The sequence below is a fragment of the Sorangium sp. So ce362 genome, from assembly GCF_051519845.1.
Taxonomy (GTDB): domain Bacteria; phylum Myxococcota_A; class Polyangia; order Polyangiales; family Polyangiaceae; genus Sorangium.
The window spans coordinates 3,115,431-3,134,569 of record NZ_CP150332.1 but is presented as its reverse complement, the minus strand read 5'-3'; the positions used below and the strand labels follow the sequence as shown (position 1 = coordinate 3,134,569).

Here is a 19,139-nt window from a genome sequence, read left to right as displayed (position 1 = left end):
GCGCGGGCCAGGCGTTCAGCGCGGCGCGCCCGGGTCCTGACCGGGCAGATCCCAGGCGAGCGCGCGCAGGAGCTCCGCCACGCTGAAGGCCTGAGCGAAGCAGCCGCCGGGGAGGTGCGGCGGCTCCCCGGACGCGACCTCGGGCACCTGGCCGATCGCGATCTCGTTGGCGGCCGCGGAGATGACCAGCCTTTGGAGCAGCGGGATGACGTGCTCGCCGAGCGCGGAGGAGTGCCGGGCCGCGCGCGCGTAGAACCCGAGCAAAAATGGCCAGACCGTGCCCTGGTGGTAGGCGTTGTCGCGCGCCTCCGGGACCCCCTGGTACCGGGGCGCGTAGGCCGGGTCGGCCGGCGAGAGCGAGCGCACGCCGGCGGGGGTCAAGAGCTCCAGACGGGCCCGCTCGAGCAGCAACGCGGCCTGCTCCGGCGTGAAGCAGGCGGGATCCACCGCCACGGCGATCACCGCGTTGGGGCGGATCGAGGCGTCGCGGAACGCGCCCTCGCCGTCCGCGTGCTCCGAGATGACGTCGTAGGGGTAGCTTGTCGCCTCGCACCAGAAGCGGCCGGCGAAGCCCCGGCGCGCCGCGCGCGCGGCCGCCTCCGCCCGCTCCGCGAGGCGCTCGTCGCCGGCGGCCCGCGCGAGGCGCGCGAGCGTCTCCGAGCCCTTCGCCCACAGCGCCGTGAGCTCGACCGGGCAGCCCGCGCGCGGCGTGACCGCGCGGCCCGCGACGCGCGCATCCATCCACGTGAGCCCGTCCATCGCGCCCTCGCCGCCGCGGCCCGCGGCGAAGAGGCCGTCGGCCGTGATGTGGATCGCGTTGCGGGTCCCGCGCAGGGCGGCCTCGAAGGCGTCGCGCAGCGCGCCGAGCAGCTCGCCCGAGACGAACGGGTGCGTGTCGCCGATCGCGTCGGCGAGCAGGCGGGCCGCCTCGAACAGCCAGAGCGTCGCGTCCGCGGTGTGGAACTCCGCGGGCTCGCCGGCGTCGGGGAGCCGGTTCGGCACGAGGCCGTCCTGCATGGCGTCGATCAGCGCGCGGAGGACGCGGATCGCCCCCTCGGTCTTGCGCGGCACGAGGTAGAGGCCGGGCAGGGCGATGAGCGCGTCGCGGCCCCACACCTCGAACCAGGGGTAGCCCGCGACGACGCCGGGCCGCGGCGCCGCGTCGGCGCGGAACGTCTCTGCCGCGATGGTGAGCCGCCGCTCCAGGAGCGGCCGCCGGGGCCCGGGGTCCTCGGCGCGGATCGCCGCGCTCGCCGCCGCGAGCAGGTCCTCCGGCTCGTCCTCGGGCAGCGCGCCCACCGCCACGAGCAGGTGGACGGGCTCGGCGCCGATCACCGTCTCGAAGTGGCCCGGCGTCCAGAGATCCTCGAGGAAGTCGAGGCCTCGCTCCTGCTCGCCGAGGTACTCGAAGCGGCGCCACCAGTCCTGCGAGCCGACGAACGTGCCCTGGTACCGGAAGCAGATCCGCGGCAGCGCGCGGTTCGGCTGCACCCGGACCTCGCCGAGCGACGGGCGGTCTCGCCCCGAGCCGGGCTCGCCGCGCGGCGCGCCGGCGCGGAGCTCGACCTTCTGGGAGATGCCGCCGTTCTCGCGGAGCAGCTGGTGCATATGGCGGGCGGCGAGGAGCGGGCGCAGCGTCAGCATCACCGGCTCCGCCCCGCTCCAGGCATAGCGCAGGACGGCCGCGTTCTCGCCGCGCACGAGGCCGAGCGTCACCTCGAGCTCGCCGCCCGGCAGGGCGTACGCCCAGCGCGGGAGAGGATCCTGATCGAAGCGCTCGAGGTAGAACGAGCTGATCTCGGGGTCGATGCCCGGGAACTGGTGCTTGGCGAGGTCCCACCGCGGCCACGACGCCCGGCGCTCGGCCGGCGCGCCCTGCTGCCGGATCGGGCGGACGCTGGCGTCGACGTGCGAGAGCATCACGTGCCGGCGCCGCGGCGGGTCGAGCGCCGCGACGAGCAGCCCGTGGTAGCGACGGGTGTGCATGCAGGCGATCGTCGAGCTCGCGTAGGCCCCCGCGCCGTTCGTGTGCAGCCACTCCTTTCGCGCGATCGAGAGCTGGCCGCGCACCTCGACGTGAGGCCAGGGCGAGGCGTGCTCCAGCGCGGCGCCCTGGGCGCGCGACGTCGCGGGCGTGGACGAGAGCGCGTCGTGAGGCGGAGCGTGCCTCCGGGATCCGTCAGAGCTCATCGACCGCCGGTGGCCTTCCTGAGCGAGTCCTCGGCGGCGGCGCGCATCACCTCGACCGGCGCCGGGAGGCCGGTCCAGAGCGTGAAGGACTGCGCCGCCTGGCCGACCAGCATCCCGAGCCCATCGGACGCGCGGAGCCCGCGCTCGCGCGCCGTGCGGAGGAACGGCGTCACCGGCGGGTTGTAGACGACGTCGTAGAGGCACACGCTCGGCGAGAGCGAGTCCCACGGGATGATGCTGGTGACCTCCTCGCCCGGCGGCCCGCCGAGCATCCCGGCGCTCGTGGCCTGGATGATCAGGTCGGCGGCGACGGCGAACTCGCTCCAGTTGAGCCGCAGCGCCACCGAGGACTTGCTGCTGATCGGCCGCTCGGTCGAGATCGGCCAGGGGGCCGTGAGCGCGCCGAGCTCGGACGCGCGCTGCCCCGCGGGCGACTCCAGCATCGCCTCGGTGCTGGTCCACGACCGGGTGGTCACGCTGATGAGGTGGTAGCCGAGCAGCTTGCAGGCGGCGATCGCCGCGAACGCCGCGCCGCCCGCCCCGATGATCAGCGCGCGCTGCCGCGGGCTCGCGATGGCGCCGTGCCGCCCTTCCGGATCGTCCCCCTGGGGCGGGTCGGATCGCAGGAGCAGCGAGAGCTCGTCGCGGAGCGCGATCACGTCGGTGTTGTGCGCCGCCACGCGCCGCGGTTCGGTCGCGCAGAGGACGTTGGCGACGCCGACGTCGGCCGCGCTCGAGTCCACGTCGTCGACCATCGACATGATCGCGCGCTTGTGCGGGATGGTGACGTTCGCGCCCGCGATGAGGCCGCTCCGGATGTCGCTGACGAAGCGCGCGAGCTCCGCGCCGGTGGGCACGTCGAACGCGCTGTAGATGTGGGGCAGGTGGTGGGCCCGAAACGCGGCCGAGTGCATGGCCGGCGAGACCGAGTGGCCCACCGGGTGCCCGACCAGACCGAACATTCGCCGCTCAGGGTTCGACATGATGCCTTTCCTCCGGGCCGGCCTCTGCTCCGCCCTGCCCCGCCGAGACCTGGCCGGAGGCGCCCGCGCGACCGAAGGTCGGGGCGCGCTCGTCGGCCGCGAAGCCGAGCCCGAGCTGCTCGCACGCGGGCGCGCCGGGCTGCGCCCTGCCGCGCCTCGTCGCGCGGCCGGTCGCCGGAGCGCGCGGTCCGCCGCTCTGGCGCGCCGGCGGGGCGGGCGCCGCGGCCGCGGCGGCGGCTGGCGCGGGCGCCGCGGGCGCGCTGCGCTCGACGAGCGGCTCGTCCGGCCCTGCCGTGGCCACGACCCGCGCGAGCAGCGCGCCGTGGTGCACGCGCACCGCGATCGGATCGCCCGGGGCGACCTCGCGGTGATCGCGGACCGCGCGCCCCGACGCGTCCGTCGCGATGGCGTAGCCCCGCGCGAGCACGCGGAGCGGCGACATCGCCTCGAGCCGGGCGACGTCGCTCGCGAAGCCCTCCCGCAGGAGGGCGACGTGGCGGCGGGTGGCCGCGGCGAGGCGCACCGACAGCGGCCTGAGCGCCCCGCGGGCGCCGGCGAGCACCGCGCGCGGGTGGCGCGCGGCGAGCCGCCGCTCGAGGCGCTGGAGCCCGGCGCGGTCCTCGACGACGATGCGCTCCATCCGGCGCCGGAGCCTCGCCATGGCGTCGTCGATCCGCTGCTGCGGCTCCGCCAGGATCTGCGCGGGCGAGCCGAGCCGGGCGCGCTGCCGGTCGAGGTCGGCCCGCGCGGCCCGGAGCCGGTGGGCCATCGCGCGGCGCATGCGGGCCTCGAGGTGCTCCAGCGCCGCGCGGCGCGCGGCCGCGTCCGCGACGAGCATCTCCGCCGCCTGCGAGGGGGTGGCGGCGCGCGCGTCGGCGGCGAGGTCGGTCAGCGCGACGTCGATCTCGTGCCCGACCGCGCTCACGATCGGCACGCGCGCGGCCGCGACCTTCCGGACGACGATCTCCTCGTTGAACGCGCTGAGGTCGTCGGCGGAGCCGCCCCCGCGCCCCACGATGATCACCTCGATGCCCGGAAACTCCTCGAGCAGCGCGATCGCGCGCACGATCCGCTGCCCCGCGCCGGCGCCCTGCACCGGCGTGCGCGCGAGGATCAGCCGGGCGGCGCCGCGGCGGAACGCGACGGTCACGATGTCGTGGATCGCCGCGCCGTCGCCGCTCGTGACGACGCCGATGATCTGAGGATCGACCGGCAGCTTGCGCTTGCGCTCCGGCGCGAAGAGCCCCTCGTCGGCGAGCTTCTCCTTGAGGCGGAAGAGCGCCTCGAGCAGCGCGCCGCGGCCGGCGAGGCGCGCGTCATCCGCGCAGAACTGGAGCCGGCCGCGCGGCACGTAGACCGTGGCGCGGCCCGTGAGCACGACGCGGGCGCCGTCGGCGAGCAGCTTGCGCGCGCGCGGCGCGGCGGTCCGGTACATCACGCAGTCGATCGCCGCCTCTTCGTTCTCGTCCTTGAGCGTGAAGTAGGCGTGACCGCTGCCCACGACGCGCAGGCCCGAGATCTCGCCCTCGACGCGAACGTCCGCCGTCGACCCCTCGAGGATCCGCTTCAGCCGGCGATCCAGCTCCGCGACCGAGACCACCTCCGGCTCGGCGCCCCTCGGGCGGCGCGAGGTCGGCGGGCTCGTGAGCTCGCGCGGCTCGGCTGCGGGAAGGGCCGCAAACGAGAGCTCGGGCGTGATATCGCGGCGCTGCACAGGGCAGACCTACCCTTTTGCTCGGCCTGGGGAAAGACTCTCGCTGGCCCGATCCCGCGCCAGGCCTCGAGGATGAACACGAGGCTCCAGGTGGCCCACCCCATCACCGAGTGGACGACCGGCGTCCGTACGCGCGCGATGTCATCGCGCGCATACGGCGCGCCGTCGCCGGGCACGCCGTCGCGGGCATCAGGACGAGCCTCCCCTTTCACGGGAATCTCCTTTTGTGCCCTGAGTTCCAGGCCGGTCGCCGCGACGCGGGCTCCGTCGCCGAGCCTCGGCGGAGCGCTGCGTCCCCACCGCGACTCCCGCGGAATGACGCGTCGCTCGCCGCCGCCCGCCGTCGGCCACGGCGCGCGGTCTGGCGCATTGTCGCGCCGCTGAGCGCGGCGCGACACATCGCGACGCGCCGCTGAGCGTGGCGCGACACATCGCGACGCGCCGCTGAGCGTGGCGCGACACATCGCGACGCGCCGCTGAGCGCGGCGCGACACATCGCGACGCGCCGCTGAGCGTGGCGCGACGACATCCAAAGCCCGGCGCGCCCGGACGTTCCCGGTCAGCGCGCTGCCTACGCAGCGCGTCGCCCCAAAGTCTCCTCTCGCTCCGGCCCCGCTCAATGCTATTCTACGCCGAACTTTCGGCTGGGGTGGAGGTGCGATGGGACGCGAGGCGAAGGGCCAGAAGGACCCTCTTGGGTCCGTCGCCACGCTCCCACCGATCGAGGCACGCGCGCACGAGCCTCCGCCTGCGACAGGCTGGCCGGCCGTGCAGCGCCCGGGCGAGCCGGCGAGCGACGACGTCGTGATGCCTTCCCCGGAGACGCGATGGTTCGACGCGACCGCTCCCGACCCGGCGCCGGCGCGGGGGACGGGCGCTCGACGGCTCTGGTCGATCCCGCTCCTCGTGGCCGCGCTCGTGGTGGTCGCGACCGCGCGCAGCGTGATGCTCCGCGCGCTCTTGCCGGTCGCCCTCGTCGCGGCGGCGGTGGCGCTGCTCGCGCGGGGGCGGCGGCCCCTCCTGCCGGCCGCGCAGGCGAGCCGACGCGGGCTGAGCCTCGACGGCGATCAGCTGCAGCTCCGGGGCAAGGGCGGCGTCGGGGAGCACATGCTGCTCACGACCCGCGAGCGGTTCGGCGTGACGCTCCTCGCGACGCCGCGCCGCGATCGCATCGTCGCCCTGCTCAGCTCCAGCGCCGGGATGTCCTGCGTCGGGGCCAGCTTCGATGGCCCCGCGCGCCGCACCTTCGCCGCGCTGCTCGACCGCGCGTCCGTCGTGGGCTCCGACGAGGTCGGGCTCGAGGCGATCGGCCCGGACGGCGAGCCGATCTCGCTCGGCCCGCCGGTACTCGCCGCGCTCATCGAGGAGCTCACGCTGCGCTCGCCGGGGTGCCTCGATCGCTTTCTGCTGACCGACGCGCGCGGCGCGACGCTCATCCTCGACAGCGGGGAGCTCCGCGCCGGCGGGCGCGTCTTCGATCTGACCGCGCCGCTCGAGTGGCGCGCGTTCGTCTTCCAGGAGGCGCTCGGGCAGGCGGTCGCCGTGTACCAGGGGACGTGGGTGCGTCAGGGCACGAGCGAGATCTTCCTCGTCTGCCTGCTCCCTGCGATGACGCCCGCGCTCGACGGGCTGGGGAAGTCGCTCGGCCCGCTCGATCGCGGCGCGCTCCGCGACCTCCGGCTGATGCAGGGCATCCCGGAGAGCCCGCCGCCCTCCGATGAGCGCGTCGCCATCGATCGCCTGCTGATGGTCCCGATCCGATCCGCGCTGGACAAGGCGCCCCGACCCGCCGCGCAAGCGCCGCGCGCGCGTGCATGAAAACGCTTACCAGGTCCGTCCTGACGGCGCGACAAGGCGGTAGCGATAGACGTCCCTGGCGGTACGATGCGCGCGCGCTCCAGCGTCGGGCTTCGCTTGACGCCCGCGCGCGGGCACGGGTAAACCGCGCTGGTACCCAGAGGTTGAGTCACCACGTCCCCTACGAGATCCGGAGGCGATCCATGGCCGTCGATATCCAGAGACTGTTCAACGAGGAGCTACCTGCTGCCCTGGCGAAGAATTCCGACGCGGCCAAGCAGATCGGCGGGAAGTACCAGATCAACGTGACGGGCGAGGGTGGCGGCGAATGGCTGATCGACCTGTCCGACACCGGGCCCAAGATCGCTTCGGGCAGCCCGGGCAGCGCGGACGTCACGATCTCGCTCAGCACCGAGGATTTCCAGAAGCTGCACGAGAACCCGCAGGCCAACTCGATGCCGCTCTTCTTCGCGGGCAAGCTGAAGGTCGCGGGCAACCAGATGCTCGCGATGAAGCTCCCGAAGCTGTTCCAGCTCAACGCGGGCTGATCCCGGCGTCGGCGGGGCCCCGCCGTCCCCTTCCGGCGTCGCGCCCGGCGCCGGCGACGGGCTGCTGGTGAGTCGCAGCCCCTGCATTCACCTCCCCGACCTCGAGGTGCCCGCCTCACGCCGTGGGCTCGGACGCAACCGGCGTCCTTCGGTGCTCCTCCTCGACCCCTCTCCCGCGCACCACGAGAACGACAGGGAGGCCGCCATGCGCCCGCTCACCGATACGCGCATCCTCGATCTCTCGAGGCTCTTGCCGGGCCCCTTCGCGACCCTCGTGCTCGCGGATCTCGGCGCGACGGTGGACAAGATCGAGGACGTCGCCGGCGGCGATCGCCTCCGGCAGCTCCCCCCGCAGATCGCCGGTGAATCCGCGGCGTTCCAGCTCGTGAACCGCGGCAAGCGCAGCGCCCTGCTCGATCTGAAGAAGCCCGAGGGGCGCGACGCCTTCCGCCGGCTCGTCGCGACGTACGATGTGCTCCTCGAGCAGTTCCGCCCGGGGGTGCTCGATCGGCTCGGGATCGGCCACGCGGCGCTCTGCGCGGACAACCCGCGGCTCATCGTCTGCGCGCTGACCGGCTACGGTCAGACGGGCAGCCTCGCCACGCGCGCGGGGCACGATCTGAACTACCTCGCCCGCGCGGGAGTCCTCGGCGCGCAGGGGCCCGCCGAGGGCCCACCGCAGGTGCCTGGCTTCCAGGTCGCCGACGTGAGCGGCGGGATGTGGTGCGCGATCGCGATCCTCGCGGCGCTGCGCGAGCGCGAGCGGACCGGGCGAGGCGCGGTGCTGGACATCGCCATGACCGACGGCGCGCTCGGCTTCGCGCTTCCCACGCTCGCCGCGGCGCTCGCGGGCGGCGACCCCGCGCGCGACGGGGAAGGGGCAGCGGCGGGGGCGCGCGGAGCGGGCGACGAGCCGCTCACCGGCGGGCTCGCGCCGTACAACACCTACCTTTCGAAGGACGGGCACGCGATGGCCCTCGCCGCGCTGGAGCCGAAGTTCTGGGTCGCGTTCTGCGACGGCGCCGGGATCGAGCCCGACCTGAGCGCGCTCGTCCCCGGCCCGCACCAGGCCGGGCTCAAGCGCAAGGTCGCCGCGGTCTTCGGGGGAAGGACGCGCGCCGAGTGGGAGGCGTTCGCCGCCGAGCGCGACTGCTGCCTCGAGCCGGTGCTCGATCCGCGGAGCGCTCCGGCCGATCCCCACCTCGCGTCGCGCGATCTCCTGTTCGAGATCGCCTCGCCGCGCGGCCCGATCCCTCAGCTCAGGACGCCCGTCACGCCGGCAGGCGTCGCGTTCGCGCCGGCGCCCCGCGCCGGAGAGCACACGCGCGCCGTCCTGCGCGACGCGGGCTTCTCGGACGACGAGATCGACGCGCTGATCCGCGCCGGCGCGGCGCGCGAGGCGCGCTGAGGATCAGGCGCCTCGCCCGTCGCGAAGAAGATCGCTCCGCACGCCGAGGACGCACGCACCGAGCGCTCGCAGAGGCGCCCGGCGCACATCCTTTCGCGTCAGATCTTCTTCAGCTCGTCCACGAACTCCCAGTCGGCGATGAGGTGCTTCTTGAGCAACAGCGACAGGAGCGCGGCGAACATCGCCTCCCAGCGCACGTTGTTGCCGAGGATCTCGCTCGCGTCGGCGCCGTGCGAGACGGCGCGGAGCGCGGAGACGAGGTCGCGCGCGGTGAGGCCCGGATCGTCCGTGGTGAGCGGGGGCGGTGGCTCGGACTGGGCGGCGGCCCGCGGGGCCGGGGCTGCTTGCCGCGGCGGCTGCTGCTGCTGCTGCTGCTGGGGCTTGGTCCCGCGCGCGGGGAGCGTGATCGTCGTCCCGTCGAGGAGGGTGAGCGAGACCATCCGCCGGCGGCCTCGGCCTTGCGGCGCGGGGATGTTGCGCACCTCGCGCTCGCTCGGGGGTTCCTCGCCGTGGTCCGGGGCGCTCTCCGGGACGGTGCGCGCCGCGGCGCTGGCGCGCCCGAGCACGGCGCCCAGGAGCGCCGCGGCCGGCGAGCTCGACGTCGGCGCCGCGTCCGTGCTCCGCGCGGACTCGCTGGCGGGCGGCGTCAGCGGCCCCGGCGCGGAGCTGGGGCGCAGCGTCTTCCGGCGCTCCGACTGCGCGGCCTGCGCCGGCTGCGCCGCCTGCGCGGATTGCGCCGCCTGCGCGGATTGCGCCGCCTGCGCCGCCGCGAGCAGCTCGGGCGACGGCGCGACCTTCAGCGTCGGCCGCGAGCGCTCGTCGGGACGGCCGCGGATCTGCCGCTCCTCCGGCCGCCCGCGGATCAGCCGCTCCTCCGGCCGCCCGCGGATCTCCTGCTCCTCCGGCTGCCCAGGGAGCTCCCGCTCCTCGGGCCGCGTCGCGGGGCGAGCCGGCTCCCACGCCAGCTCGTCCTCCATGACGCCCATCTCGGCGGCGTCGATGTCGGAGGTCTCGATCGCCGGCACCGCGTCATCGACCGGCCGCGCCTCGGCGCGGAGCGCGGGCCGCGTCAGCAGCAAGGGCTCCGGCGTCGACGAGACCTCCTCCGAGTGCCTGGCGCTCTCCGGCGCTCCGGAGAGCTCGGAGGAAGGCGGCGGGTCGACCGGGCGCGCCCGCGACGGAGGCTCGTTCGCCTGGGCCGGCGGCGCGGCCGCTGGCGGCGGCACCGAGCGGGCGCGCGCCCCGTAATAGACCCGGATCGCGTTCCGGATGTCGCTCGGCGGAGCGATCATCGCGCGCACGGGCAGGCCGGAGAACGCCATGCACTCCTTCATGCCGTCCTCGTTGGTCGGATCGTCCATCGCGACGTAGAGCGTCTCGCCCTGGTTGCGGACGTGGCGCACGTAGATCGGGACGAGGCAGTAACGCTCGGCCACGTCGTGCGGCACGAGGTTGAGCAGCTGCCTCGAGAACTCGATGTGCAGCAGGGAGACCCAGGGGACAGCGAGCTGGTGGGACAGGATCTGCGTCAGCTGGGTTTCGTTGATGAGACCTTGCTCGACGAGGAGCGTCCCCAACCGCCGGCCGTCCGTGCGCTGCTGCTCCAGGGTCCTCTCTAGGGCGTCCTGGGTGATCATCCGCGCGTCGACCAGGAGCTGACCGAGACGTAGGCGAGGCGTAACCATCGCGCCCGAGGTTACCCCAAGTGGGATCCAGGACCTAACAGACGACTGGACGAGCCCCTCCGCCCCCCTCCCGGCGAGCCCGCAGGGGCCGGGGGAGACCTCGACTCCAATCGCTATCCCGAACGTGGTAAGGTCCCGCGCGTGTCCACAGTGGTCTGCCCGCAATGCGCGAATCCGTGCGAGCAGGCGCACAAATTCTGCCCGGTCTGCGGCTTCCCCATCTCGGAGTTCAACCGGACGTCCGACGATCCGCTCATCGGGACGACGCTCCCAGGCAACTACGTGATCCTGGAGCTCGTCGGGGTGGGCGGCATGGGCCGCGTGTACAGGGCCGAGCAGAAGGCCCTGGGGCGCACGGTGGCCGTCAAGATCATCCACCCCCACCTGCTCGGGGACGAGAGCGCGTCGGTCCGGTTCATCACCGAGGCGCGCGCTGCGAGCCGCCTCAACCACCCGAACTCGGTCGGGGTCATCGACTTCGGCAAGAACGGCGGGCAGCTCTACCTCGTCATGGAGTTCCTGCGCGGGCGCGACCTCGCCCGCGTGGTCTACGAGGACGGCCCGCTCCCCTTCCGCCGCATCATCGACATCCTCTGCCAGGTGCTCGCGGCGCTGGCCGAGGCGCACCACCTCGGCATCATCCATCGCGATCTCAAGCCCGAGAACATCGTGCTCGAGAAGATGCGCTCGGGCGGCGACTTCGTGAAGGTCGTCGACTTCGGCCTCGCGAAGATGAAGGCAGAGGTCACGCCGACGAACATCACGAGCCCCGGCATCGTCTGCGGGACCCCGGACTACATGGCCCCGGAGCAGGGCCGCGGCGACCCGATCGACGCGCGGAGCGACCTCTACGCGTGCGGCGTCATCCTGTTCCAGCTGCTCACGGGCCGGCTCCCCTTCGAGGCGGAGTCGCCGACGCAGGTCGTGCTGATGCACCTCTCTTTGCCCCCGCCCGACCCCGCCCTGATCGCGCCGGAGCGCGAGATCCCGGAGCCGCTCGTCGAGCTCACCCTGCGGGCGCTCGAGAAGGACGCCGCGCGGCGCTACCAGACCGCGGACGAGTTCTCGGCCGCGCTGCGCGCGGCGGTCGGGACGTTCGACACGCCCTCCGGCCGCTTCTCGTTCGCCGAGGCGACCGTCATCTGCGCCGCCTGCCGCGCCATCGTGCCGCGCGGACAGAAGTTCTGCGGCGAGTGCGGCGCCAGGATCGCGCAGCCGCACTCGCCGGCTCCGGCGCCGCGCGCCGCGGCGGGCGCGGCGCCCCCGACCGCGCGGCGCGATCGCGCGCCTTCGGCCCCCCCGCTCCCGCTGCCGTTCGCCGCGCGCGAGGACGATCTCGCGTGGCTCGACGCCTGCCTCGCCGACGTCGAGGGCTCGGTCGTCGCCGCGCGCATCGTCGGCGATCACGGCGTCGGCAAGACCCGGCTGCTCCGCGAGTTCCTCGACGTCGCCGCGAGCCGGGGCGACGTCGTCATCCAGACCGGCCCGGACCCGTGGGGCGCCGAGGTCGGCTACTACGCGCTCCGCTGGGCGATCGCCGGCCTCGCCGAGCTCCCGCCCGACGGCGGCAACGCGTCGAACTGGAACGGCGCGACGCCGGAGGCGCGGCGCGGGCTGCTCGAGATCTTCGGCAAGGGTGACCGCGCGACCGACGTGCGCAGGAACGCCTGGAACAAGCCGGCCGTGGGCGGCCTGTCGCCCGACGATCGCCGCTTCATCGCCGCGGAGGCGCTGCGCTGGGCGCTCTCACGCGCGCAGCAGTCCGCCTTCCCGCACCGGGTCCTGCTCGCGGTCGACGATCTGCACGCCGTCGACGGCGCGAGCCGGAACGCCTTCGCCGATGTGATCGCGGAGCCGCCGCTCGCGGCGCTGCTCATCGTCGCCAGCCACACGCCCGGCTTCGAGCCGGAGTGGGGCGGGGCCGTGCGCGCGCTCGGCGGCCTGCCGAAGGACATCGCGCTCTCGCTCCTCCGGAGCAGCATGAGCCTCGATCACCGCGCCGCCCGCAAGACGCCGCAGAGCGCGGGCGGGGCGCGGCCGTCGCCGCGGCGCGAGCCCGCGGACGGCGCGGCCGATCAGGCCGCGCTGGGCCTGCCGCCGAGCGCGGCGACCCCGGCCGGCCTCGGCGGCGAGGCCGCGACGGTGCCGCCGCTCTACATCGACCAGCTGGTCCGCTACACCCTCGAGGGGGGCAGCGATCCGCCCGCGCGGATGGCCGATCTCGTCGCCGCGCGGATCGAGCGGCTGCCGCAGGACGCGCGCCGCACGCTGCAGGCGCTCACGGTCATCGGGGACGCGGCGGATCGGGCCACGCTGCAGCGCCTGCTCCCGGACATCCGCGCCTTCGACGATCTGCTCGGCAAGCTCGTCGCGGCGGGCATGATCGAGGAGCAGGCGAGCGGCATCCGCACCGCTCACCCGCTGCTCCGCGACGTGACGCTCGCGACGATCCCGGCCGGCGTCCGGCGCGATCTGCACGCCAAGGCGACCTTCGACGGCGCGGGCGACCCGCTCGCGCTGCCGATCGAGGTGCAGGCGATCCACGCCTACCACTCGCAGAACGCGTTCGTCGCGCTGATGCTGCTCGAGCAGGCGGCGGATCGCGCGGCCGCGCGCGGGGACACCGCCGGCAGCGTGCTCGCGCTGCGCCGCGGCCTCGATCTGGCGCGGCGGGAGATCTTCCGGGGCGAGCTCGACGATCCGGTGCGCGCCGTCCTCATCTTCAGCCGGAAGCTGGGCGAGGCGCTCGCGCGCGCCGACGATCTCACCGACGCCGACGGCGTGCTGCGCGAGGCGCTCGATCTCGCCGGCCCCGGCGGCCCCGACCGCGCGCTCGTCCTGGGCGCGCTCGCGCACGTGGCGCACCAGCGCGAGCGCACGAGCGAGGCGTCGATGTATCTCCGGGAGGCGATGGACCTCGCCCGGCAGAGCGCCGACAGCGACGTGGTGCAGTCGCTCGACAAGATGCGGCGCGAGTGGATGACGCGCTGAGCGAGAACCGGTGAACAGCGAGGAGCGAGCGCAAGGGTCCCGATCTCCGGCGAACGCCGCGGCGCCCGCGGAGCGCGCGCCGTTCATCGCGCGGTGGGACCTCGACAAGACCTACCTCAGGACGGACTTCGAGACGCTGCGCGACCTCGTGCGGACCGCGATCGAGCGGCCCGATCAGAAGCGCACCGTGCCGGGCGCCGGGTCGCTCCTGCGCGAGCTCGGCCGCGCGGGCGTCGAGACCCACATCCTCTCGGGCAGCCCGGAGCAGCTCCGCTCCCGCATCGAGCAGAAGCTGCGGCTCGACGGCGCGCGCTGGGCGTCGCTCACGCTGAAGCCCAACCTGCAGAACATCCTCCGGCTGCGCTTCCGCGCGCTGCGCGGGCAGCTCGGCTACAAGCTGCCCGCGCTGCTCCAGCGCCGCTGCCAGCTCCCGAGCCAGCGCGCCCCGGACGGCGCGCTCATCCGCGAGGTGCTCCTCGGCGACGACGCCGAGGCCGACGCGTTCGTCTACTCGCTGTACGCCGACGTCTGCGAGGGGAGGGTCACCCCGCTGGAGCTCGGCGAGGTGATGCGGCTCGGGCACGCCTACGACGACACGATCCTCGATGCGACCCGGTTCGCGAGCTACGTCGAGAAGGGCCCCGTCGTCGAGCGCATCCTGATCCACCTCGATCGGCAGTCATCCCCCTCGGATTTCCGGATCTTCGGCGACCGGGTCGTCCCCTTCTACAACTACCTGCAGGCGGCCTTCGTGCTCCACGAGGACGACCGGATCGCCGCGCACGCCGTGCTCCGCGTCGCGCAGGCTCTTGTCGTCGCCCACAACTTCGACAGCGTCGCGCTCGCGCGGAGCTACGTCGACCTGTCCCGCCGCGGGCACGTCTCGGGCAAGGGCATCGCGTCCCTCGAGGCCGCCTACGGCGAGCTCGCGCAGCGCAGGGCCGCCGGCGCGAGCGACCTCGGCGCGATGGTCGCGGAGCTCACGCGGCTCTGCAGCGATCTGCGCCCCGCCATGAGCCGGCCGCACGCCGCCATCGACTACCGCGCGCTCGCCGCCGGTCACAACCGCCGCTCGAAGCGCGGTCGCTGACGGCGCGCGCCGGGGGCGGCGATGGCCGCTCGCTCACAGCCAGGCGTTGTTGAGGATCTCGCCGACGCCGCCGGCGCCCGGGACGATGTACTGGATGGCGTTCAGGCCGCGCTCCTCGTCCCAGTGCGTGCCTGGCTCGGTCTTGAGCACGCGCGCCGGCGAGAGGCCGCGATCGAGCCGGAGCGCGTAGATGATGGCGTCCGGGTGGGCCTCGGTGACGCGGCGGATGTACTCGGGCGTCACGATGAGGTGCATGGCCACGCACTTGGCCGGCCGCCCCTCGAGCGCGGTCTTGTAATACGTCAGGGCGCTGACCATCGACGAGCCGGTGGCGCCCATCGGATCGGGGAAGAGCACGTGGCGCCCCTCGACGTCGCGCCCGATCTTGGCGTCGTGCCAGGTCGCGCCGACGACCTCGCCCTGCTCGTTCGTCTGCCGGCTCATGAACAGGTGATCCTGCCGCACCAGCGCGGGGTCGAGGACCTCGTTCAGGAGCTCGTAGACGACCTGGGAGGGCATCGTCCCGGCGCGCGCGATGCCCACGGTGACGACCTTTGTCGCGCGGGACAGCGCGGCGCCGCGATAGATGGCCTCCGGATGGGACGAGATCATCCGGGTCGGGACGTCGACGCGGGTGCGCTCCAGCTCGGTGGCGAGGACGGCGCGCGCCAGGTTCTGGTAGAGAAAGCCGACGAGACGCCCGACATCGGGCTGAACCGTTTCCGGGGAGCAAGCGCGAGCCAGCAGAGTCCACGCGAGCGGATCATCGAGAAGGTGCACGCCAGGACCGTATCGGTGCGCAATTTCCGGGGGCCGGAATCGACTCTCAGCGTACGCAACGTCGACCATCGTTTTTCTGTTACACTACCTGACCCGGCGCGGGTTATTCCTCCGGGTGCGCACCGGTGCTCTCCCCGGGAGCGAAGCGGTTTTCGAAGCGATGAGGGCGCCCGCCCAGCGGGCTGTCCGGTGGACTTGCAAAGGAAGGGATGTTCGGTGGATAGCGACCTTGCCGAGTCGGTTACGGCGCTCAAGGATGCCTTTGTCCGAAGAGGTATCCCAGCGAGGTTCGGAAAGGCGGCTCCGGCGGTGGTGGAAGAGCTGCGCAGGACGCTGCGCGTGCCTGCCAGGTACCGCGCTTTCCTGCAGGAGGCCGACCCGCTCGATGTCGAGACGGTGACTCCGGTCGAGCGCGTACGCCTCATCCCCTCGGAGAAGCTCACGGCCGAGCAGCAAGCGAGCGGCGGCGACAGCTCCCTCGCGGGCTGGCGCAAGAGCTGGATCCTGATCGCGCGCAGCGCCCTCCTGGGAGACCCTTACTTCCTCGACATCTCGAAGCTCGACGCCGAGGGAGACTGCCCCGTGTTCACCTGCATGACCGGGATCGACGCGCTCAAGCCGGAGCTCTGCGCGTCGAGCTTCCAGCAATTCCTTCGCATCCTCGCGACCTCGATGGAGGTCGCCTCCGGCTTCGGAGAGAGCGGCCTCGACGACGACGACGAGGCCATCTTCCGCGAGACGCTCGCGCCGAAGATCAAGACGATCGACTCCGCGGCCCTCCGCGCGGGTCACTGGACATGACGTGGCGTCCACGGCGCGCTGCTCGCGGGCGCCGTGGATCGAGCTGACCGTGCCATGGCCAGGTGCCCGGTTTGCAGCGCGGAGAACCCGGACACTGCCCGGTTCTGTGTGGCGTGCGGCGCGCCGATCGCCGCGAAGCACCCCGGCGCGGCCCCCTCGGCGCTCCCTGCGCCCGGCGCGCGGGCGACCGTCCCTGGGCAACCGCTGCTGGAGGCGCTGCTGCCCGAGGACCCGGCGCGCCGGGTCAGCCTACCGGCCTTCGGGGCCGGCGGTGCGAGCGGGCCCGCGGCGGCGCCGCACGTCGTCCCAGCGCCGCTGGCGGGCTCGCTCCCGCGGCGCCTACCGGGGGGTCACCTGCCGGCGGGGACGCTCGTCGATCAGAAGTACGTGGTCGAGCGGGTGCTCGGCGAGGGCGGCATGGGGGTCGTCTATCTCGCCCGGGACGTCCACACCGGGCTGCACGTCGTCCTGAAGGCGGTGCGGCAAGAGCTCGGGCACCGGCCCGACGTGCGCGCGCGGACGCTCGCCGAGGGCCGCGCGCTGGCGCAGATCGATCATCCGAACGTCGTCCACCTGAAGGCCGTGGTCGCGGAGCGGGACGACCTCTGGCTCGTCATGCAGTACATCGACGGGGAGAGCCTCGAGCAGGCGCTCGCCAGGTATGCCGACGAGCGCCGGCCGATGCCGCTGCCCGAGGCGCTCTCGATCTTCCGGCAGATCGCCTCCGGCATCGCGGCCGCGCACCGCGAGGGGGTGATCCACCGCGACCTCAAGCCGGCGAATGTGCTCCTCCGCGGCAAGGACGGCGTCGCGAAGGTCACCGACTTCGGCATCGCCAAGGCCGAGGCGGACGCGCTCGCGGGGCGCGGGATGACCAAGGGGATCATCGGATCGCTCTATTACATGTCGCCGGAGCAGGTCCTCGGGCGCCGCGATCTCGACAAGCGGGTGGACATCTACGCGCTCGGCGTCGTGCTCTACGAGATGCTGGTCGGGCGGGTGCCGTTCGACGCCGAGAGCGACATCGAGATCATGCGGCTGCACGCGGAGGTGCCGCTCCCCAGCGTCAGCGCCGTGCGTCACGACGTCCCTCCGGAGCTCGACGTGTTCCTGCAGAAGGCGTGCGCCAAGGACAGGGCGGATCGCTTCGTCAGCTGCGAGGAGATGCTCGCGGCGCTCGACGCGACCGCCCGCCCTGCGTCGCCCGTGACCTCGGCGCCGCTCGGCGTGTCGAGCCGCCCGCCGCCGCCCGCCGCCACGACAGTCGACGAGGTCCGCGACGTGGCGCGATCGCCGTCGGGCGCGGCGCTGGCGAGCAGGCCGGCCGGGTCGCAGCGGGCGCGGGGCTCGCGGCTCGCGATCGGCGCCGGGGCGCTCGTGATGTTCGGCGGGGCGGCTGCGCTGCTCGCGCTGGGCGTGCTCGACAGGCCGCGCGACGGCCGCCGGAGGGGTGCCTCGCAGCAATCGCGCCCGGCAGCCAGCGCGAGCAGCGCCGCCGCGGAGGCGAGCGCGGAGCAGCCGCAGCCGTCGCCGCTCGCCGGCCTGACGGGCCTGTGGGTCGGCAACGGGCGCGAGCTCGAGGCCGTGCTGGCCGGCGAGGCGCTCGAGTTCCGGGTCCGCCGCCCGGAGCAGTTCACCCCGCAGGACTATACGGAGGGCGAGGCCCGCTTCTCGCTGCGCGAGATCCCCGGCGAGAGCGGGGTGTTCGCCGTGGAGGACCGGCTCCGCTTCATCGCGCCCGAGTCACGCCAGTTCGATCCGGCCCGCTCGCGCGGCACCTGCCAGGACGTCCGCAGCGACGTGGAGGGCCGTCCCCTGCGCGCGAGCTTCGACGGGACGCGCCTGAGCGTCGAGTTCGCGAAGATCGAGCCAACCACGAGCAACTTCGTGATCGAGCGCGGCAGGGTCGTGAGCTGCGTCGGCCTCAGCGCGCTCCCAGCCACGCGCGTCGTGAGCACGCTATCGAGGACGTGACCCCCCGGGCGCGCCCTCTCCCGGCATCCCCTTCGCCAAACGGGGCTCAGAGGCCGCCGACGGCGGGCACGGGTTGCGGCTTTCCGGCGTGGATGACCGCGCACCGGACGGTGGTCGACGACGTCGGCGCGCTCGCTCGCCCGCCCCCGAGGACGAGCGTGCCGAAGATGTTGCGCGCCGCTGCATCGACCTCCGCGGCGCCGCGCGGCGGAACCGGGTTCCCGCTCGCGTCGAACACCGTCACGGCCTGCGCGACGCCGCGGGCGATCTCGCTCTCCGGGAAGGACATCATCACCGTGATGCGGACGTAGGCCGACGCGCCCTCGACGATCCCGAAGCTGTGCGGCTTCTTCGCGAAGGCTCCGCAGAAGCCGCTCGTGCCCATGCCGCCGTTCGGGCCGTAGTTCGCCGACGCCCACTGTCCGACGTTGACCGTGAGCCCGCTGTCGCCCGAGCCCTGCGCGTACTGGACGCACTGAGCGAGCGCGGGGTCCCAGATCGCGCCCGTCGGGCATCGCCCCACCTTGGCGCAAGCTTGACCGGTCCAGACCTCGTCGCGCGCGCAGGTCTGCGAGAGCGGGACGCACGCGGCGGTCGAGCCGTCGACGATGAGCTCCTGGCCGGGCGGGCATCCGAGCTTCTGCCCGGCGCCGATGGGGACCCCGGCGTTTGTCGCCACCTGCTCGCGCGACACGCAGAAGCCTGTGCTCTGGTCGATCTCGTCGCCTGGCCGACAGCGGTCGGGGGCGCACCCGCCGGCCTCGTAGTGGCGACCGACGCCGCAGTAGGCGTTCGCCGCCTGGGGCGTGAGGCACTGGCCCGCGATCGCGAGGTAGCCCTTCAGGCAACGGCAGCGGTTCTGGTTTGTGTCGAAGGCAGCTCCGTCGCTGCACGACGAGATCGAGCAGCGGCAGCTGCTGCCCTGGCAGATCTTGAGGAAGCAGGAGTTCTCCGGGCACCCGATGAGGACCGCCGGCGCGAGCGCGAGCAGCACGATCGAGAGCGCGGTGGGGGCGAGGCCGAACGAGCCGGACCGCATGGGGCGACCCTACCCGATCCGCTCGGGCCGGGAAACTCACGGAGCGACGCGCGGCCGTGCGCGCGGCGCCCGGGGGGCGCGGCCGACGTACCGGCGGCCGGGGTGGTGTGGTACGGGGTGTCGCCGTCCGCGCGGAGAT

The 19,139-nt window shown here is 73.9% G+C and carries 13 protein-coding genes; 7 read left to right on the top strand and 6 right to left on the bottom strand.

Translation table 11 applies throughout. From position 1 onward, the window contains the following. Window positions 1-15: 15 nt before the first annotated feature. The 3 genes from WMF17_RS12465 to xseA are packed head-to-tail and all read right to left on the bottom strand — an operon-like array spanning window position 16 to window position 4,887. Window positions 16-2,190, bottom strand: a complete 2,175-nt coding sequence (locus WMF17_RS12465; RefSeq protein ID WP_437649574.1) for an amylo-alpha-1,6-glucosidase — start codon at window positions 2,188-2,190, stop codon at window positions 16-18. Beyond that, a complete protein-coding gene (locus WMF17_RS12460; protein ID WP_437602258.1) occupies window positions 2,187-3,173 on the bottom strand; it encodes a shikimate dehydrogenase family protein in 987 nt (328 codons plus the stop codon). The genes WMF17_RS12465 and WMF17_RS12460 overlap by 4 nt, the downstream gene beginning before the upstream one ends. Next, window positions 3,160-4,887, bottom strand: coding sequence for an exodeoxyribonuclease VII large subunit (gene xseA, locus WMF17_RS12455; protein ID WP_437602257.1), 1,728 nt, complete (start codon window positions 4,885-4,887; stop codon window positions 3,160-3,162). Before xseA ends, WMF17_RS12460 begins: the two co-directional genes overlap by 14 nt. Window positions 4,888-5,547: 660 nt before the next feature. On the opposite strand from xseA, the gene WMF17_RS12450 reads away from it, so the two are divergent. The 3 genes from WMF17_RS12450 (at window position 5,548) to WMF17_RS12440 (ending at window position 8,640) form a co-directional block, all read left to right on the top strand. Then, entirely contained in the window at window positions 5,548-6,705 is a 1,158-nt protein-coding gene (locus WMF17_RS12450) for an IMP dehydrogenase (protein WP_437649572.1), read from the top strand. 143 nt (window positions 6,706-6,848) lie between these two features. Next, a complete protein-coding gene (locus WMF17_RS12445) occupies window positions 6,849-7,232 on the top strand; it encodes an SCP2 sterol-binding domain-containing protein (protein WP_437602255.1) in 384 nt (127 codons plus the stop codon). A gap of 205 nt (window positions 7,233-7,437) precedes the next feature. After that, window positions 7,438-8,640, top strand: coding sequence for a CaiB/BaiF CoA transferase family protein (locus tag WMF17_RS12440; RefSeq protein WP_437649570.1), 1,203 nt, complete (start codon window positions 7,438-7,440; stop codon window positions 8,638-8,640). 98 nt (window positions 8,641-8,738) lie between these two features. Here the strand turns inward: WMF17_RS12440 and WMF17_RS12435 are convergent, their stop codons facing one another. Beyond that, on the bottom strand, window positions 8,739-10,325 hold the full coding sequence (locus tag WMF17_RS12435) for a hypothetical protein (protein WP_437649568.1): 1,587 nt from the start codon (window positions 10,323-10,325) through the stop codon (window positions 8,739-8,741). A 141-nt stretch (window positions 10,326-10,466) separates the two neighbouring features. Here WMF17_RS12435 and WMF17_RS12430 point away from each other — a divergent pair, with 141 nt between their 5' ends. Then, entirely contained in the window at window positions 10,467-13,316 is a 2,850-nt protein-coding gene (locus WMF17_RS12430) for a protein kinase domain-containing protein (RefSeq protein ID WP_437602252.1), read from the top strand. A gap of 10 nt (window positions 13,317-13,326) precedes the next feature. Beyond that, window positions 13,327-14,406: a hypothetical protein gene (locus tag WMF17_RS12425; RefSeq protein WP_437602251.1), complete on the top strand. Its 1,080-nt coding sequence runs from the start codon at window positions 13,327-13,329 to the stop codon at window positions 14,404-14,406. A gap of 33 nt (window positions 14,407-14,439) precedes the next feature. Here WMF17_RS12425 and WMF17_RS12420 read toward each other — a convergent pair whose 3' ends face one another. Further along, window positions 14,440-15,255, bottom strand: a complete 816-nt coding sequence (locus WMF17_RS12420; protein WP_437579778.1) for a uracil phosphoribosyltransferase — start codon at window positions 15,253-15,255, stop codon at window positions 14,440-14,442. Window positions 15,256-15,495: 240 nt separating this feature from the next. On the opposite strand from WMF17_RS12420, the gene WMF17_RS12415 reads away from it, so the two are divergent. Together WMF17_RS12415 and WMF17_RS12410 are read left to right on the top strand one after the other, a co-directional pair. Then, window positions 15,496-15,987 carry an SMI1/KNR4 family protein gene (locus tag WMF17_RS12415; protein WP_437490000.1) on the top strand — a complete coding sequence of 164 codons (492 nt, stop codon included), beginning with the start codon at window positions 15,496-15,498 and terminating at the stop codon, window positions 15,985-15,987. Window positions 15,988-16,041: 54 nt separating this feature from the next. Further along, window positions 16,042-17,961, top strand: a complete 1,920-nt coding sequence (locus WMF17_RS12410) for a serine/threonine-protein kinase (RefSeq protein WP_437602250.1) — start codon at window positions 16,042-16,044, stop codon at window positions 17,959-17,961. A 46-nt stretch (window positions 17,962-18,007) separates the two neighbouring features. Here WMF17_RS12410 and WMF17_RS12405 read toward each other — a convergent pair whose 3' ends face one another. Further along, the gene (locus WMF17_RS12405) at window positions 18,008-19,000 is read right to left on the bottom strand and encodes a hypothetical protein (RefSeq protein WP_437649566.1); all 993 of its coding nucleotides are present in this window, start codon (window positions 18,998-19,000) and stop codon (window positions 18,008-18,010) included. Window positions 19,001-19,139: the final 139 nt, after the last annotated feature.

Bases quoted from the DNA above. Each gene is read 5' to 3' on its own strand.
- WMF17_RS12435 (WP_437649568.1), bottom strand. From the start codon at position 10,325: ATGGTTACGCCTCGCCTACGTCTCGGTCAGCTCCTGGTCGACGCGCGG.
- WMF17_RS12420 (WP_437579778.1), bottom strand. From the start codon at position 15,255: ATGGTCGACGTTGCGTACGCTGAGAGTCGATTCCGGCCCCCGGAAATT.
- WMF17_RS12450 (WP_437649572.1), top strand. From the start codon at position 5,548: ATGGGACGCGAGGCGAAGGGCCAGAAGGACCCTCTTGGGTCCGTCGCC.
- WMF17_RS12405 (WP_437649566.1), bottom strand. From the start codon at position 19,000: ATGCGGTCCGGCTCGTTCGGCCTCGCCCCCACCGCGCTCTCGATCGTG.
- WMF17_RS12410 (WP_437602250.1), top strand. From the start codon at position 16,042: ATGGCCAGGTGCCCGGTTTGCAGCGCGGAGAACCCGGACACTGCCCGG.
- WMF17_RS12440 (WP_437649570.1), top strand. From the start codon at position 7,438: ATGCGCCCGCTCACCGATACGCGCATCCTCGATCTCTCGAGGCTCTTG.
- WMF17_RS12460 (WP_437602258.1), bottom strand. From the start codon at position 3,173: ATGTCGAACCCTGAGCGGCGAATGTTCGGTCTGGTCGGGCACCCGGTG.
- WMF17_RS12465 (WP_437649574.1), bottom strand. From the start codon at position 2,190: ATGAGCTCTGACGGATCCCGGAGGCACGCTCCGCCTCACGACGCGCTC.